Genomic DNA, 17,931 nt, shown 5'->3' with positions numbered 1-17,931 from the left:
ATCTGCATAATCTGCAAAATCAGGGAGAAATAAAATCAATATCACACTTGCCATTTATTGAGCAAAAAAATAGGACAATCTAAAATATTTTACTTTAATTTGCCCATATTATCAGCATGAAAATTCAAATCATCAGCGATCTCCATCAGGAATTTGGCATCACAGATCTATCTTTCGATAATGCAGATCTTGTGATCCTCGCCGGAGATACCAATCTCGGAACCAAAGGCATCGAATGGGTGAAAACAAAAATTCCAGAAAAGCCCGTGATTTATATTCTTGGAAATCACGAATATTATAAAGGTTCTTATCCGAAAACATTGAATAAAATAAAAGCTGCAGCCCAGGATTCAAACATTCATGTACTGGAAAATTCTTTTGTAGACATAGAAAATATTCGTTTTCATGGCGCAACATTATGGACGGACTTTTCCATCTTTGGAGATCCACGATATTACGGAATGTTGTGTCAATCTAAGATGAATGATTACAAGAAAATTACCAGAGATCCGTCGTATTCAAAAATGAGAACGATAGACACGTTTAAAATTCATCAGTTCTCAAAACTATGGTTACAGGAAAGTCTGGAAAATTCAAAAGGATTCAAAAATATTGTCGTTACCCATCACGCGCCAAGTCTGCAATCGGTTCCGAAAGAGTATAAAGAAGATCCGATTACCTCTGCGTATGCTTCAAATTTAGAAAGTTTTATCATAGAACATCAACCCTTATTTTGGATTCACGGGCATATTCATACACCTTCACGCTATAAGATTTTAAATACTGAAATCATTTGTAATCCACACGGATATATCGATGAAAAATACAATGGTTATAATAAAGAATTAATTATTGAATTGTAAATTCTATGGAGGCATTAACTTTTTAACGAAATGATTTTTATATATTTTTCAAAATTTAAAATAAACAAAGCATAGTTAAATATAAAATAGTTGCCGTAAAAAACAAAACGAACATTGTACAAGTTAAATTGAGTAACGTTAATAATAAACTTAGCGTAGTAAAAGTTAAAACTGTTGATGTAAAATATAAAACGATCACAGTAAAGTATAAAATGAGCATCACATAAGATAAACTTGATGATGTTGATTATAAACCCAAGATCGTAAAAGTTAAAACTGCTAAGGTAAAAGATAAAACAAGAGCCGTCAACTATAAAATAAGAACCATAAAAAGCATATTATGTATCGTAATTTGCTTTTTTATTAAATCAAATCTTATATTTATCAAAATAGAGTATACCTCTAATAAGGACAATATTTAAAATAGTATCTTAAATTATAATTAATAGAAGTTCAATTATAAAAAAATATTCCCACAAATTATCTTTTCCATAATTGCACAACATACTCCCTGAATTTTATAACAAATTCATATGCCCAATGATAATCTTTGCAAAAAGATTATTGCTATGAAAAACAAAATACTTATCGTTGGAGGGTACGGAGCTGTAGGAAGCATCATTGCAGACAATTTATCGAAAAAATTTCCTAGTCAAATTATCATTGCGGGCAGAAATCTTTCCAAGGCTAAAAAAACAGCAGAGAAACTTCACCATAAAGTCATTCCTTATCAATTAGATATCAATAATATAACTGATTTTTCAATCATTAATGATGTTCAGTTGGTCATCATGTGTTTAGATCAGCCTAACATAAGTTTTGTTGAATACTGCATCTCTAAAAACATACATTATATTGATATTTCTGCTCAGTATAAAACATTAAAAAGCATTGAAAATTTAAAATCATTGGCTATTGAGAACAAATAGACAGTGGTTTTAAGTGTAGGTCTTGCCCCAGGAATTACAAATCTTTTAGCAAAATATGCGACTACTGAACTTCAAAACACAACTTCCATCGACATATTTGTTCTTCTTGGATTAGGAGAAAAACATGGCGAAGCTGCTTATAAATGGACTTTCAATAATATTGATTCACAATATCAACTTTCAGAAAACGGAAAGAACAAAATCATGAAAAGCTTCACAAAACCAATTCAAACCGAGCTTTTAGGTAAAAGAAGTTTCTATCTTTTTGATTTTTCAGATCAGCATGTTTTATTAAATACTTTACAAATTCCAAAAGTTGAAACCAGAATGGCTTTTGATGTAAAATGGTTTACAAATCTTACTTCCATTCTTAGAAAATTAAAGATTACTAAATTATTTAAAAACGAAAAAATCCAAAATCTTGCGATTAAAAGTTTTCATAACTTCACTTTAGGTACAGATCTTTACGCCGTAAAAATTATAGCAAAAAATAATTCAGGAAATATAAAAGAGCTAAGCATTAACGGAAACAATGAAGGTAAAATAACAGCCATTGTCGCTACAGAAATAGCGATGATTGTTCTGAATAATGACCTTCCTCACGGAGTTTTTCACAGCCATCAAATAGTAAAAGACATTTCTTTATTTTTAAATAATCTCAAACAATATGATTCAGGGTTTCAATTAAAAATCTAATGGTTTACCCTTTTTTATTTATTAATTTCGCCTAAATTTTTACCGTTCATGTCTAAAAAATTCATCCCGAAAACAGAAAGTTTCATTTCTCATTTTACTTTCGAAGAATTATTAAATCAAGTAGAATTCGATTTAAGAATAAAAGAATTCGTGGTGATGAATATCGATAAGGTAAATTATTCAGTGAAGCTCAATATGCCTTATCGTTCCGACTATTTTACTGTTTTTTTAATTGAAAAAGGGTACATTCGCTTCCGGTTATCAGATAAAAGTTACGATGTTCAGCAAGGTGATATCATTTTTTGTCCCATTGCAGAAACTTTTTGGGTAGAAGAAATCTCTGATGATTATAATGCCAAGTATATTTTCTTTTCCCTCGACTTTATTTCTAATGCAGGTTTCAATTATAAATCAAATGATGTTCTGAAAAGTCTTTCAGAAGATCCCACCAATATTATCCGAAACGAACCGGAAATTTATAAGAGAATACATTTTCATTTAGATGAGCTTAAATCTTTAAATGACACCGAAAAAGAGAATTATTATTTCAACGAAATGATCTGGCATCACTTCTCTCTCGTTATTTATGAGATGGATAACTATATGAAGAAAACCGAGAAAGTAAATAAAGTGAGTTATCGTGAAGACGAGATCACCACCAACTTTTTCATCCTTGTAAGACAACATTTTAAAGAGCAGCATAATGTTCAGTTTTATGCAGATCAGCTATTTATCAGCCGAAAATATTTAACCAAAGTCATTAATAAAACTATTTATAAATCTCCTAGAGATATCATTCATCATGTTTTATTAATTGAATCTAAGATTTTACTGAAAGACTCCAATGCGAATGTAAATGAAGTCGCTTCGCAGTTAAAATTCTCAGATCAGGCCGCTTTCAGCAAGTTTTTCAAAAAACACACCGGCAAATCTCCTTTAGAATATAAAAAGGATGATTTGTTTTGATAAAAGTAAAAAGTAAAAAGTCAAAAGATTTTTGCTAATTATTTTAATGATGTCTTTTGGAAAAATGATTCTATTAGAAGCAATGTCTTTTTAAAAATTGACATAGAAAGCTGAAGCGTTAAGAAAATTCTAATGTTTGAGTGCGAGGCTATACTATACTTGAATCAAAAGGTTACAGTTAAATTCGCGCGAGTTTAGAATTTTAGGAAACATGTTTTATTTTTAGCTGAAGGTTTCAACTCTTGAATTTTTGTTTCTTTGTTTCAAGACAAAAGAAAAATATTTGATACAAAAATCACAAACCCCCAAATTATAAAGGCATGATATTTCTCATAATTCATTAAAATTAGAAGTCTTTTTGACAAATTTAGACGTTTTTCGAGTATTTCCATAAAACTTTTTTCAAACGAATTTTGCCCCGTAAAATTTAAAGGAAAAGTGTTATGCAGAGATTTTCTATTCAGAAATCGATTATACTTGGAGTAACCTTATTGGTATTTACCGGGTGTAAAAAAGATAATCCAAATCAGGCCTATCAGCAGCAGGCTCCGGAACTTCCGGTAGAAATTGTGAAGCAGGGCGATGCTTCCGTTTCAAGAGAATATGCGGCTTCTATTGAAGGTGTTTCTAATGTGGAAATCCGTCCGCAGGTAACGGGATATTTAAGCAAAATTTTCGTTGATGAAGGAGATTTTGTGAGAGCGGGACAGCCTTTGTTTAAAATTGAAGACCGTGTTTTTCAGGAACAATTAAAAAGCGCTCAGGCAGCTTTAATCACAGCGCAGGCCAATCTTTCAACTTCTAAAATAGATTTAGACCGTAAAAAAGAATTATTCAGAAATAAAATGGTTTCTGATATTCAGGTGAAAGAAGCAGAAGCGGCTTATAATGCGGCGAGAGGGGCGGTAAGTCAATCGATGTCAACCATTGAATCGGCAAAGATCAATCTTAATTTCTCAACCATTAAAGCGCCCGTTAGCGGTTATATCGGGAGATTTAATTACCGTTTGGGAAGTTTAATGACGCCTTCCAATCAAGAAGCGATTACATTATTGTCAGATATTCATGATGTTTACACTTATTTCAGCATGAGTGAAAATGATTTTAATAATTTCCAAAGACAAACGGAAGGAAGCAGCATCAACGAGATCATTAAAAATACACCGATGGTTTCTTTATTGCTTTCCGGTGGCGAAAAGTATGATGAGAAAGGAAAAATTGATGCGGTGGAAGGACAGTTTAATAAAACGACAGGTTCCATCACGCTAAGAGCAAAATTTACCAATCCTAAAAATCTTTTAAGAAGCGGAAATACAGGAAAAATTGTATTGGATCAATTCTACAGCAATGTTATTTTATTACCGATCGCTTCTACGAGAACCATTCAGGATAAAACATTTGTGTTCACCATTAAAGACGGAAAAGCAGCCATGCTTCCGATTGAAGTAAGCGGAAAAGCAGGCGACAATTTCATCGTATCCAAAGGATTAAAAGGCGGAGATCAGTACATCGCCACCGGTTTCGACAGATTACAGCCGGGAACTCCTGTCGTGGCACAAAAGAAAACGGCTCAACCGAAAAAATCGTAAGAAAAAATCATGTTAAAGAAAATTATAAAAAGACCCGTACTGGCGACGGTTATCTCTGTATTGCTTGTCATCTTGGGTATTGTCGGTATGGTAAGTCTGCCGATTACAAAATTTCCGGACATCGCACCGCCCACCGTCATGGTAACGGCAGCGTATCCCGGAGCCAATGCCGAAACGATTGCCAGATCTGTGGCACCACCGTTGGAAAATGCCATCAACGGGGTAGAAAATATGGATTATATTACCTCCACGGCGAGTAATGATGGTTCATTATCAATTACTGTTATTTTTAAATTGGGTACAGATCCTGACCAGGCGGCTATTAACGTTCAGAACAGGGTAGCTCAGGTGACCAACCAGCTTCCTTCGGAGGTGGTTCAGGCAGGAATTACCACAGTGAAAAGACAGAACAGTATGATCGCAATGGTTTCCTTAACGAGTAAAGACGGTACAATGGACGATCTTTTCCTTGAAAACTATGCAAAAATCAATATTGTTCCGGAACTGAAAAGGGTAAAAGGAGTAGGAGATGCAATGGTTTACGGAAATAAAGATTACTCGATGAGAGTATGGTTGGATCCCAATAAACTGACTTCCTATAATTTAACACCTTCTGATGTTTCAAGAGCGATTCAAACTCAAAACTTAGAAGCAGCACCGGGAAGATTCGGGGAAAGAAGTAAAGAGGCCATGGAATATGTCCTTCGTTACAAAGGAAAATTCACCGAGCCTGAGCAATATGAAAATATTACGATTAAAGCATTAAGCGATGGTTCTGTTTTAAAGTTAAAAGATGTTGCTAAAGTAGAATTCGGAGCATACAGTTATACCGTTGCTTCGAAATATAATAAAAAAGCATCCGTAACGATGGCGATCTTCCAGATGGCAGGTTCTAATGCGAATGAAGTGCAGATTGCCCTTCAAGAAAGAATGAAAGAACTTGAAAAATCTTTCCCTGAAGGCATGGCATATGAAATTCCGTATGCGACAAAAGATGCCTTAGATCAGTCGATTGAGCAGGTAATTCATACTTTGATTGAGGCGTTTATCCTTGTATTCATCGTGGTTTATATTTTCCTGCAGGATTTCCGTTCGACTCTGATTCCGGCGATTGCAGTTCCGGTTTCTATCGTAGGAACGTTCTTCTTTATGAAAGTTTTCGGGTTCTCTATCAATATATTAACGTTATTTGCCCTCGTACTGGCCATTGGTATTGTGGTGGATGACGCCATTGTCGTCGTGGAAGCGGTTCATGCTAAAATGGAACATAAAAAACTGAACCCGCGGGCCGCAACCATGTCGGCGATGAGTGAGATCACGGGAGCGATTGTTTCGATTACTTTAATTATGTCTGCGGTATTCGTTCCGGTGGCGTTTATGAGTGGTTCGACAGGATTATTTTATCAGCAGTTTGCTTTAACATTAGCGATTGCCATTGTAATTTCCGCGATTAATGCCTTGACTTTAAGTCCTGCTTTATGTGCGATTTTCTTAAAACAACATCATGCAGATTCTCATGAAAAAATGAATTTCAAGGATCGTTTCTTTGCCGGATTTAATGCGAGTTTCAACAAACTGACCTTCCGTTACGGAAAAGCTGTTTTATTTTTATTGAAAAGAAAGTGGATCGCTTTAGCTATCGTTTTGGTATTTGGTGGATTGTTCGCATGGATGTCGATGACAACGCCTAAAGGATTTATTCCTGATGAAGATCAGAGTTTCATCATTGTAACAGCCAATCTGGCTCCGGGAGCTTCAAAAGACAGAACGTCGAAAGTGGTTTCGGATACGGAAGATAAATTAATGAAAAATCCTGCGGTAGATAAAGTAATTTCGGTAGACGGACTGAATCTTTTCAGTGGTTCGATGTCTTCTTCGGCAGCTTCGATTTTCGTTAAACTGAAAAATGGTAAAGAAAGAGGTCAGGTAAGCAATATCAACGATATTATCGGTCAGGTTCAGGGAATGCTTTCTCAGGATAAAAGAGCGAATTTCCTTGTAATTAATACTCCAACCGTTGATGGTTTCGGAAACACAAGTGGAATGGAACTGGTTCTTCAGGACAGAACAAACGGTGAGCTTCAGAATTTAGGAAATATCTCTTACGGAATGATGGGCGCTTTGATGCAAAGACCTGAAGTGGCATTGGCATATACCACTTTCGATGTAACGTATCCGCAATACGAAGTGTTGGTAGATGAAGTGAAAGCAGCACAGCTTGGCGTAAGCGTTTCTGATGTTTTAGGGGTGATGCAGGGATATTACGGAAGTATTCAGTCTTCGGATTTCAACAGATTCGGGAAATACTATAGAGTTTTGGTACAATCGACTCCGGAAACCAGACAGGATAAAGAATCCTTAAACGGAATTTTCGTGAAGAACAGTTCAGGCGAAATGGTTCCTGTAAACACTTTGGTAAGCCTGAAACAGGTAACCGGTGCAGAAGTGGTAGACCGTTTCAACTTATTCAACTCATCAAATTTAACGGTGATGCCGGCTCCTGGATTCAGTACGGGACAAGCGATGGCAGCGATTGAAGAAGTGAGCAAGCAGGTTCTTCCTCCGGGATACACCTATGATTATAAAGGAATGAGCCGTGAAGAGGCGGGTTCAAGCTCACAGTCGGTGATGATTTTCGGATTGTGTATCGTGTTTGTATTCTTTTTATTATCGGCACAGTATGAAAGTTATATTCTTCCGTTTGCGGTATTGATCGCAATTCCGGTTGGTTTATCAGGGGTATTTGTGGGAATTACTTTTGCGGAATTATCCAACAATATTTACGTACAGATCGCTTTGGTGATGTTGATTGGTCTATTAGCGAAAAACGGGATCCTTATCGTAGAATTTGCCATCCAGAGACGTAGAGCAGGGAAAAGCCTGATTGCTTCAGCGGTAGAAGGAGCAAAGGCGCGTCTTCGTCCGATTTTGATGACTTCATTGGCTTTTATCACAGGTTTAATTCCATTGATTTTTGTAGTAGGCCCGTCTGCAATGGGTAATCTTTCTATTGGTTATGCTGCAATTTCAGGGATGTTATTCGGAACAATCTTAGGAGTTTTCGTGGTTCCTGTTCTGTTTGTGGTATTCCAGGCATTGCATGAGAAAATCAACGGCAGAGTGGTGACAGAAGCCGATTGGGAATATTAATTCACAGAGGTTATAATCTAAATAAATATAATAATGTATTTATTCTCGCAGATTAAAAAGGAGTTGGCTGATCTAATTTTATCATCTGCTCAATCAAAAAAAATCTGTGGGAGACTAAAAATAACCTCTATTCATTCAAATGATTTTTAAAATGAATTCAATTAAAAATATAGCATATATCGCATTAATTTCAGGAACGGCCATCGCCTGTAAAGTTCAGAAATATGAACAGCCTGAAGTGAAAATGCCTGAAGCCTTTAGAAACGATAGTATAACGGAGGATCACAATGAAAATATCGCTAAAATAAGTTATAAAGATTTCTTCAAAGACCCGGTTCTGGTAGGTTTAATTGATAAGGCAATGGCTCAGAATAATGATTTACAGGTCGCTTTAAAACAAATCGAATTTGCTTCATTAGCCTACAATCAAAGCAAATGGGGAAATGTGCCGACCGTAAGCGCAACCATCGCCAATGCAAGCGTGAACCGACCTTCAGACAACAGTATGAACGGAATGATGGCGGGACAGTTTATGGGAAGCCGATACATGCAGGATTACACAACTTCTATCAATATTTCGTGGGAAGCAGATATTTGGGGAAAAATTAAAGGCAGAAAAGAACAGGCTTTAGCAGATTATCTGAAAACTCAGGAAGCAGCAAAAGCAGTGAAAACGCAGTTGGTAGCAACTGTTGTTCAGGGATATTATAATCTGCTGATGCTGGATACTCAACTGGAAATTACCAGATCTAACTTAACGTACTCTGATAACACGTTGAAATTTTTAACGAAGCAACAGGAATTAGGTTTAACTACGGCTTTAGCCGTTCAACAGCAGGAGATTGTCAAAGATCAGATCTTAAAATCAATTCCCGCTATTGAAAGTTCGATCACCACTCAGGAAAATGCGTTGAGTATCTTAACAGGTTCAATGCCAGATAAAATTAAAAGAAGCGCAAGCTTAAATAATGTTCAATCACCTGAAAATATCGCGACGGGAATTCCTTCCGAATTGTTGAGTTACAGACCCGATATTAAAAGTGCTGAGCTCGAAGTAAGAAGAAGCGTTTCTTCCGTAAATGTAGCAAGAGCCAATATGTATCCGTCTTTCAATATCACTGCTCAAGGTGGTTTGAATGCTTTTAAAGTAAGTAATTGGTTCAATATTCCCGGTTCTCTTTTCGGTTCTGTATTGGGAACTTTAGCACAACCAATCTTGAATGGTAAGCAATTGAAAACGCAATACGAACAGTCAAAAATTGTATCAGAACAGGCGGAAATCAATTTTAAACAGTGGGTCTTAAAAGCTGTGGGTGAGGTTTCGGATGCTTTAGTTCAGATTCAAAAATTGGAAGAACAGGAGAAAATTGCAGAAGGTTTAGTTAAAAAATCAAATGAAGCGGTGCAAAAGGCAGATTTGTTATTTAAATACAATTCAGCGACTTATGTTGAGGTTATTTTGGCTCAAACCAATAAACTGCAAACCGAATTAGATCTGGCTTCTCTGAAAGCTCAACGATTAAATGCCATAACAACCCTTTACCGCTCTGTTGGCGGAGGATGGCAATAAAGTAAAATCAATCCTGTTACGTCTAAGGAGGTAACAGGATTTTAACCCCAAAACTATTATGGAGAATACAAATATTAAAGATGGCATTATTCTTATTCCGGATTTCAGCGGGTTTACGGAATTTGTATTCAATACTAAACTTTATACCGGAGAATATATTGTAAGACAACTACTTTCTACGCTCATTGATATGAATAATGAGTATTTTGAAATTTCGGAAATCGAAGGCGATGCCATTTTATTTTATCGATATGATGAAAAACCATCGTACCAAAAAATTTCAAAGATGTTGAGGAGTATGCAGAATGCTTTTACCCAAAAAGTGGAAGAATTGAGTACATCATTAAGCATGGTGATCGATTTATCATTAAAATTTATCGTTCATTATGGTAAATTTTCGCAATACAACATCGGAAATTTTAGAAAATTATACGGCAAAACAATCGTTGAGGCTCATCAAATGTTGAAGAACGGTTTAGCAGAAAATCCGTCGTATGTTTTGTTCAGCAATTCGTTTCTGGAAAGCAGCCAGAACCGTGAACATGATTTTAATTCAGAGAAAAAACATCATCCCGAAGTTGGAGTGATCCATTATTTCGAGACTTAGATTTATATTTTTTAATTCCTTGTAATTTTGCAATTGCAGGCGTCCGGAGAAATTCGGGCGCTTTTTGATTTAAAAATTATATCTTTGATAGTATCATTTGATACTATCATATTTTGAAGCCACCTTATAAAATTACCGATACGATTTTAACATTAATCACTTCTATTTCAGAAAAAATTGGAGAAATTAATGCAAACCATCTTTATAAACCGACGACAGAACTTCGGAAGAAAAACCGTATCAAAACAATTCAGTCTTCACTTGAGATTGAAGGAAATACTTTGACGGAGGAGCAAATTACTGCTTTACTCGAAAATAAAAGGGTCATTGCCCCGGCAAAAGATATTCTTGAAGTTCAGAATGCAATCGAAGTTTATCAGGATTTGAAAATTTTTAATCCTCATAAAATCAAAGACCTAGAGTTGGCTCACTCAATTTTAATGAAAGGTTTGGTGGAGAACTCAGGTAAATTTAGAACAACAAATGTCGGGATAGTAAAAGGTTCAAAAGTTGAACATCTTGCTCCAAGTGGTACGATGGTAAAAGGTTTGATGAATGATCTTTTTTCTTATTTAAAGAATGATAAAGATTTAATTTTAATCAAAAGCTGTGTCTTTCATTATGAATTTGAATTTATACATCCTTTTGTAGATGGAAATGGAAGAATGGGAAGACTTTGGCAGACATTGATTTTGATGCAGCAATATCCTGTTTTTGAATATTTGCCCGTTGAAAGTTTAATCAAAGAAAATCAGCAGGAATATTACAATAAGCTTTCGGAATCTGATAAAATGGGACAATCGACTCCTTTTATTGAATTTATGTTGGCGATTATTTTGCAATCTTTAGAACAGGTTTTACAATCTCAAAATATTAATTTAAGTACAAAAGACAGAATATTTTTATTTAAAGAGAAGATTGGGGAAGAAAAATTCAGCAGAAAAGATTATTTACAGCAATTTAAAAACATCTCTGCTCCAACTGCTAGCCGAGATTTGAAATGGGCGGTTGATGAAAATATTTTGATGAAATCGGGAGAGCAGAGATTGACAATATATCAGTTTTTGTAATTTTTTAATTTAATTTGTCTAAACTTTAGCTATTATGAAACAGATTAAACTATTGCTAATTTTGTTTAGTATGTTTATAAATTTCAAATGTTTTTCTCAAAAACATAGAGAAAATACAATGTCGTTGAAAAAGCAAGATTATGAAAAAAAAACTATAAATGATACAATTTTGATTATGGAGGTTTTAAATGAAAATTTAATTTCAGATTAAATCAAATTGAACTTCCAAGTTTTTATTTTGAAATTAATGGAGAGAAAAAAATTGCAAAAGGCTTAGATATTTTCAGTTCCTCTCTTCCTGATAAATGTGACTATTTTATTGCGTTGTTGGGTAAAACAATTTTTACCCAACAACGCAATAAAATTAATCTGAAAAAATGTTCAAAAAAATAAAAAAGAGCCCAATAAAAGGACTCTCTGGTTTTAGAAATATATAAGTAAGATTACTTTAACGTAAACTTCACCTTCGTTTTAATAGCATCAGAAGAATTTCCGATTTGTGCTTCGAAATCTCCCGGTTCAGCTACCCAGTCGTGCTTTTGAGCGTCGAAGAAACTTAGCGCTGTTTTATCAATCGTGAACGTTACTTCTTTTTCTTCACCAGGATTTAAAAATACTTTTTCAAAACCTTTCAGTTCTTTTGAAGGTCTTTCCACAGAAGATTTTACATCGGTGATGTATAGCTGAGCCACTTCCGCTCCGGCTTTTTTACCTGTATTTTTTACAGAAACTGTTAACGTAATTTTATCGTCCTGAGACATTGTCGTTTTATCGGCTTTAGCTTTTCCAAACTCGAAAGTTGTATAGCTTAAACCATGTCCGAAGCTGAATAATGGCTTAATTTTTTTCGTGTCATGCCATCTGTATCCAACGAAAATTCCTTCGTTGTAGGTAATATTGATCGGGTTTTTCTGATCTTTTCCTTTTCCTGCCGCTAATTCATCTTTTTGCCCAGGATATTCTCCTAATTTGTGAGCAGAATTATCTTCCAGTTTCACAGGGAAAGTAAATGGTAATTTTCCTGATGGATTTGCATCTCCTGCAAGAATTGAAGCGATTGAATTTCCAGCTTCAGAACCCAAATACCAACCTTGAACAACAGTCGGAACTTCTTTGATCCAAGGCATTGCAACAGCATTTCCGGAAACCAAAACTACCGCAAGATTTTTATTTGCTTTTGCCAATGCAGCAATCACGTTATCCTGATTGTAAGGCAATTCGTAGCTTTTTCTGTCGTTTCCTTCGCTATCCTGGAAATCTGCTTTATTTAAACCTCCAACGAAAATTACGTAGTCAGATTTTTTTGCCAATTCTACCGCTTCGTTTAGTAATTCAGTTTCAGAACGGGTATCTTTTAAATCCTGACCAGATTTTACGCCGTTGTATTCTCCACCGATATCTCCAACATAACCTCTTGCATATTGTACATCAGACTGTTTTCCGAATCTCGCTTTAATTCCGTCTAAAGGAAGCATTTCATATTTTACTTTTAATGAAGAAGAACCTCCACCAACAGTCATGATTTTAATCGCATTCTCACCAATGACAGCGATTTTTTTAGCTTTATTAATATCTATAGGTAGTACATTTCCTTGGTTTTTTAACAATACAATTCCTTCTTCACCGATTTCTTTGGCAACAGCTCGATGCTCTTCAGAAGCAATGTTTCCGAAAGGCTTGTTTCTATTCATCGTTGTTTTATAGGCAAGATTTAAAAGTCTTGTTACTTTATCGTCAAGCTCCTGAGTTCCTACTTTTCCCGATTTAATTAAATCTAAATAAGGTTTTGCCAAATAATAATTGTCGTAAGCATTTTTTGTGCCGGCAGAAAGACCGTTTGTCCAGCTTCCGAATTCAAGATCCAATCCGTTGTGGATAGCTTGTTCTGTATTATTTACAGCGCCCCAGTCGGAAACGACAACGCCTTTATATTTCCATTCACCTTTCAAAATATCATTCAAAAGATATTTATTTTGGCTCGCGTACTGACCTTTGTACATGTCGTAAGCACCCATCAACGTCCAAGAATCTCCTTCTGTAACCGCAGCTTTGAAAGGCGGAAGGTAAATTTCATACAATGCTCTGTCGTCTACATTTACGTTACTTGTATGACGGAACATTTCCTGATTGTTCAGCGCAAAATGCTTCACAGAAGTTGCAACACCGTTCGACTGTACTCCTTTGATGTAAGGAACGACCATTTTCGATGTTAAATAAGGATCTTCACCCATATATTCGAAGTTTCTTCCGTTCAATGGAGTTCTATAAATATTAACTCCAGGTCCCAGAATAATATCTTTTTTTCTGTAACGGGCTTCCTCTCCCAATGCTTTACCGTAATTCCAAGACATTTTTTTGTTCCATGTCGCAGAAAGTGCTGTTAGTGCAGGATAAGCGATAATAGAGTCATTTGTCCAACCTGCCTGATCCCATTCATCCCACATTACTTCAGGTCTTACCCCATGAGGACCGTCGGTTGTCCAGAATTCAGGAATTCCTAATCTTGGAACACCTGGTGAACTGAATTTCGACTGTGCATGCAGCATTGCCACTTTTTCTTCCAGCGTCATTCTGGAAAGTGCATCCTTAACACGCTGTTCCACAGGTTTTGATTCATCTAAATAAACGGGTAAAGTAGTATTTGTTTGAGCCATATACGAAGCAGATATAAGGGTGAATAAACTTACAATGGCAGTTCTCTTTAACATAAAAGCCTTTTTTGATTGGTAACAAAAATAGCAAAAATATTTATTATCTCAAATTGAGAAAATGAAAAATTTCATAAATGGTTATTAATGACCAATATCTTAATTTGGAAATCTAAAAATTTTAGATAAAAGCGCAAGAAAAAAAGGGAGTAAAAGGGCTTAGTTTCAAAAAGTGAGATCAACTTTGCTTATATCAACAAAGTTTGTCATCCCCGTAGGGATCTAGACGTAGTATTACAAAAGAGACTTTTTCTTTTTTTTCAACGCTATCGATCACTAAGGTTTAGTATTTAATTCCGAATATTTTCGGTCGCAATGGCGCTTCACTCATCAAATGATAGCAATGGATTAACAGATTATTAAAATCTTAAGCCTTGGACACAAAGGGCACAAAGTTTTTATTGAATATTAACTTTTTAAGCTTCACAAAGCCATTCCACTTATAAAAAACCACAGATATTTTATCAATTTTCTCATCAAGTTTTGAAATGGATCTGGCAAGATTAAATGATATTGAATGCTTTTGTAAAGCTTAACAAGAAATTAATATAAAAAATAGACAGGGTTTCGCCTGTCTGTACAGGATAAACATAAATGCTTTCCTAAAATATAGTTTCTCCAAATTTAAAAATAAATTTTAGATAAACAAAAAAAAGACATCATTTCAATAATCTGAAACAATGTCTGAATATATAATAATAGAATATTTTCAAAGCAGAAAGCTTACTGCTTAAGGCTTATTGCTTAAAAACTACCAACCTTGGATGGCACCTCCTTTAAAAATCTCGTGTGCTTTTTTCACCACTTCATCAGATTCATACGCTTTTACGAAATTCTTTACTTTGTCGGAATTTTGATTGTCATGTCTTGCCACTACAACATTTGTATAAGGTGAATCTTTATCTTCGGTAAGAATTCCCTGTTTTTCGGCATCTAATCCTGCCTGAGCGGCAAAATTATTATTAATGATCGCTAAAACAACTTCTTTATCATCCAATACTCTTGGCAATTGCGGAGCTTCGATTTCAACGATTTTCAGTTGTTTCGGATTGTTTACGATATCGGTTACTTTTGGTAATAATCCGATTCCGTCTTTTAATTTTAACAATCCGTTTTTCTGTAAAAGAAGAAGCGAACGACCACCATTAGTCGGGTCATTTGGAATAACAACGGTGCTTCCGTTTTTAAGCTCGCTGATATTTTTTATTTTTTTAGAATAGGCAACAATAGGATACAGGAAGGTTTTCCCTACCACTGCTAATTTATAACCTCTTTGTTGTGACTGTTCGTTCAGATAGGGTACGTGCTGAAAAGCATTGGCATCGATATCTCCGTTGTTCAGCGCTTCGTTGGGAACCACATAATCATTGAAGGCAACAAGCTCTACGTCAAGATTATACTTTTCTTTGGCTACTTTTTTAGCAGTCTCCGCAATTTCCTGTTCAGGCCCCGTAGTAACACCTACTTTGATGAAATTGGGATCTTCTTTTTTTGATGAATTACAAGCGGTAAACAACAATAAACCTGCTGCAAAGAATCCTAAGATTTTTATTTTTTTCATTATAAATTATTTTCTTTTTAAAAATGATAAAGGCTAATAAGCTATTGCAAAGAAGCCCTTTATCAACACTATTTCACATTCACATATATTGTATGGTAAAGCTTAAGCGCTCTCACGCCCAAACTCTAAAACTCTCATACTCTCAAACACTAGTACGCTCAAACCCAAAACTATCGGTGATCAAACCTTTTCGCCAATCTGTCACCCGCAAACTGAATAATAAAAACGATCGCGACCAACAGACCAAGCACGAGATTCATGATGACTGCATCATAACCGATGTATCCGTACTGATAACCAATTTGTCCTAATCCACCAGCTCCAACAGCCCCACCCATCGCGGAATATCCGACTAAAGTGATCAAAGTGATCGTGGCATTGTTAATTAATGAAGGAAGTGCTTCCGGCAACAAAACCTTTCTGATGATCTGAAGGGGAGTGGCTCCCAATGCTCTTGCAGTTTCAATTAAACCATGAGGAACTTCCAGCAGACTGTTTTCAACCAATCTCGCAATAAAAGGTGCTGCGCCTATGCTTAAAGGAACGAGTGCGGCATTCATTCCGATTGATGTGCCTACAATACTTCTTGTAAAAGGAATCATCCAGACAATCAAAATAATGAAAGGAATGGAACGGAAAATATTAACCAAAACAGATAAAACTCTATTATAAATTACATTTTCCAGCAACTGATCTTTTCGGGTTAAAAATAAAAGAATTCCAACGGGCAGTCCTAAGACAAATCCAAAAAATCCGGACACGAATGTCATAAAAACTGTTTCCCAAATTCCCTTTGACAAAAGCGAAATTACCGTATCACTAAGCATATCCTCTTACTGTATTTTGAATTTTATTTTGATTGAAATGATAAATTGCCTTTTGGTTTTCTTCATCTTTACCTTTCAGCTGCAGCAATATTTTTCCGAAGTTGGCATTCCCTAAATATTCTACATCAGCCTTTAAAAGCTGGTAAGGAATTTTATATTGATCATAAACGATAGACAGTAATTCTTCAACAGACACTCTATCATTAATTTCAACCTCAACAAGCGGAAATAATCCATCCTGAGGTTCTTTTTGTAGTTTTTTATTAAGTTCTTGTGGTATAGTCATTACACCGGCATTTAAAAATTGTTTTATGATAGGATTCTCTTTATTGGAGATGATCTCGCCTAAAGTTCCTTTAGCTAAAAGTTTTCCTTTGTCGATTACAGCAACGTGGTTGCAAACCGTTTTAATGACTTCCATTTCGTGGGTAATCAATAAAATAGTGATGCCCAACCTTTGATTAATATCTCTCAACAACTGCAAAATAGATTGAGTGGTTGCAGGATCCAGCGCGCTGGTTGCTTCATCACAAAGTAAGAGATAAGGATCGTTGGCTAAAGCTCTCGCAATGGCAACTCTTTGCTTTTGCCCACCGGAAAGACTTTTAGGATAATCATTGGCTTTTTCTTCCAGGCCTACAATTTTTAAAAGTTCGCTAACCTTTCGGCTGATCTCCGTTTTATTCACATGATCAAGCTCTAAAGGAAGTGCAATATTTTCAAATACTGTTCTTGAAGAAAGAAGATTAAAATGCTGAAAAATCATCCCGATTTTTTTTCTTTCATTGGCTAATTGTTTAGAATTTAATTTCGTAAAATCTTTTCCATTGATGATAATTTCGCCATGATCGGGTCTTTCAAGAAGATTAACCGTTCGGATCAACGTACTTTTTCCCGCCCCTGAAAATCCAATGATTCCAACGATGTCGCCCTTTTCAATGTTCAGGCTCACATCATCCAGCGCTTTAAAAGACTGTTTTTTCTGATGGAAAGTCTTTGAAATATTCTTTATCTCTATCATTTTATTATAAATACGTTCATTTTAAAATTAAAAAAGGCTTTACAACGTGGTAAGGCCTTTAAAATATGTCATATAAAAGTAAGGTTAACCACAGTTGTATTTCAAAACAGGCATAAAACAGCACATCATATTCGTGATGTCATGTTTTTTATCTGAATTATATTTCAATTCTGCCTTCATTGTATAGACTTCTGTAATTATGTCTGCAAATATAAGGCATAAATTTTATTAGTCCACTAAAAAAGTAGACTTTTAAATAAAAAATGTTTTGATAAGTTGGTAATTATTTGCTAAACAGTATTTTAAATCTGAAATAATCTGCTGATTAGCAATGCAATTTCTTATCCTATTTTTATTGTTAATAGCGAATATAC

13 protein-coding genes are annotated in these 17,931 nt (G+C 35.2%); 9 read left to right on the top strand and 4 right to left on the bottom strand.

Annotation, left to right across the window (positions count from 1 at the left end):
• Positions 1–116 precede the first annotated feature (116 nt).
• The 9 genes from ABEG63_RS18385 to ABEG63_RS18345 all read left to right on the top strand — a co-directional run bounded on the left by ABEG63_RS18385 (position 117) and on the right by ABEG63_RS18345 (position 11,440).
• Complete coding sequence (locus ABEG63_RS18385) at positions 117–863, top strand: metallophosphoesterase (RefSeq protein ID WP_346586757.1); 747 nt, start codon at positions 117–119, stop codon at positions 861–863.
• A gap of 569 nt (positions 864–1,432) precedes the next feature.
• The gene (locus ABEG63_RS18380; RefSeq protein ID WP_346586755.1) at positions 1,433–1,792 is read left to right on the top strand and encodes a saccharopine dehydrogenase NADP-binding domain-containing protein; all 360 of its coding nucleotides are present in this window, start codon (positions 1,433–1,435) and stop codon (positions 1,790–1,792) included.
• A gap of 3 nt (positions 1,793–1,795) precedes the next feature.
• Complete coding sequence (locus ABEG63_RS18375) at positions 1,796–2,488, top strand: hypothetical protein (RefSeq protein WP_346586754.1); 693 nt, start codon at positions 1,796–1,798, stop codon at positions 2,486–2,488.
• Positions 2,489–2,536: 48 nt separating this feature from the next.
• A complete protein-coding gene (locus ABEG63_RS18370; RefSeq protein WP_267405298.1) occupies positions 2,537–3,454 on the top strand; it encodes a helix-turn-helix domain-containing protein in 918 nt (305 codons plus the stop codon).
• Between the two features lie 443 nt (positions 3,455–3,897).
• On the top strand, positions 3,898–5,043 hold the full coding sequence (locus ABEG63_RS18365) for an efflux RND transporter periplasmic adaptor subunit (RefSeq protein WP_312395487.1): 1,146 nt from the start codon (positions 3,898–3,900) through the stop codon (positions 5,041–5,043).
• Positions 5,044–5,052: 9 nt separating this feature from the next.
• Positions 5,053–8,193 (top strand): efflux RND transporter permease subunit, encoded by a 3,141-nt coding sequence (locus ABEG63_RS18360; RefSeq protein ID WP_346586751.1) that lies wholly within the window; start codon positions 5,053–5,055, stop codon positions 8,191–8,193.
• Positions 8,194–8,344: 151 nt separating this feature from the next.
• Complete coding sequence (locus ABEG63_RS18355) at positions 8,345–9,763, top strand: efflux transporter outer membrane subunit (protein ID WP_346586749.1); 1,419 nt, start codon at positions 8,345–8,347, stop codon at positions 9,761–9,763.
• Positions 9,764–9,821: 58 nt separating this feature from the next.
• A complete protein-coding gene (locus tag ABEG63_RS18350; protein ID WP_346586748.1) occupies positions 9,822–10,370 on the top strand; it encodes a DUF2652 domain-containing protein in 549 nt (182 codons plus the stop codon).
• Between the two features lie 113 nt (positions 10,371–10,483).
• Positions 10,484–11,440, top strand: coding sequence for a Fic family protein (locus ABEG63_RS18345; protein ID WP_346586746.1), 957 nt, complete (start codon positions 10,484–10,486; stop codon positions 11,438–11,440).
• Positions 11,441–11,883: 443 nt separating this feature from the next.
• Here the strand turns inward: ABEG63_RS18345 and ABEG63_RS18340 are convergent, their stop codons facing one another.
• From ABEG63_RS18340 to ABEG63_RS18325, 4 genes are all read right to left on the bottom strand, one after another.
• On the bottom strand, positions 11,884–14,148 hold the full coding sequence (locus ABEG63_RS18340; protein ID WP_346586745.1) for a glycoside hydrolase family 3 C-terminal domain-containing protein: 2,265 nt from the start codon (positions 14,146–14,148) through the stop codon (positions 11,884–11,886).
• Between the two features lie 751 nt (positions 14,149–14,899).
• Positions 14,900–15,709, bottom strand: coding sequence for a methionine ABC transporter substrate-binding lipoprotein MetQ (gene metQ / locus ABEG63_RS18335; protein ID WP_346586743.1), 810 nt, complete (start codon positions 15,707–15,709; stop codon positions 14,900–14,902).
• Between the two features lie 170 nt (positions 15,710–15,879).
• Positions 15,880–16,536 (bottom strand): methionine ABC transporter permease MetI, encoded by a 657-nt coding sequence (metI, locus tag ABEG63_RS18330; protein WP_346586741.1) that lies wholly within the window; start codon positions 16,534–16,536, stop codon positions 15,880–15,882.
• Positions 16,529–17,557: an ATP-binding cassette domain-containing protein gene (locus ABEG63_RS18325; RefSeq protein WP_346586739.1), complete on the bottom strand. Its 1,029-nt coding sequence runs from the start codon at positions 17,555–17,557 to the stop codon at positions 16,529–16,531. Before ABEG63_RS18325 ends, metI begins: the two co-directional genes overlap by 8 nt.
• Between the last annotated feature and the right edge of the window lie 374 nt (positions 17,558–17,931).

Origin of the sequence: Chryseobacterium sp. C39-AII1, assembly GCF_039672645.1 — a bacterium.
Classification (GTDB): domain Bacteria; phylum Bacteroidota; class Bacteroidia; order Flavobacteriales; family Weeksellaceae; genus Chryseobacterium.
This window is presented reverse-complemented; position numbering and strand designations above follow the sequence as displayed.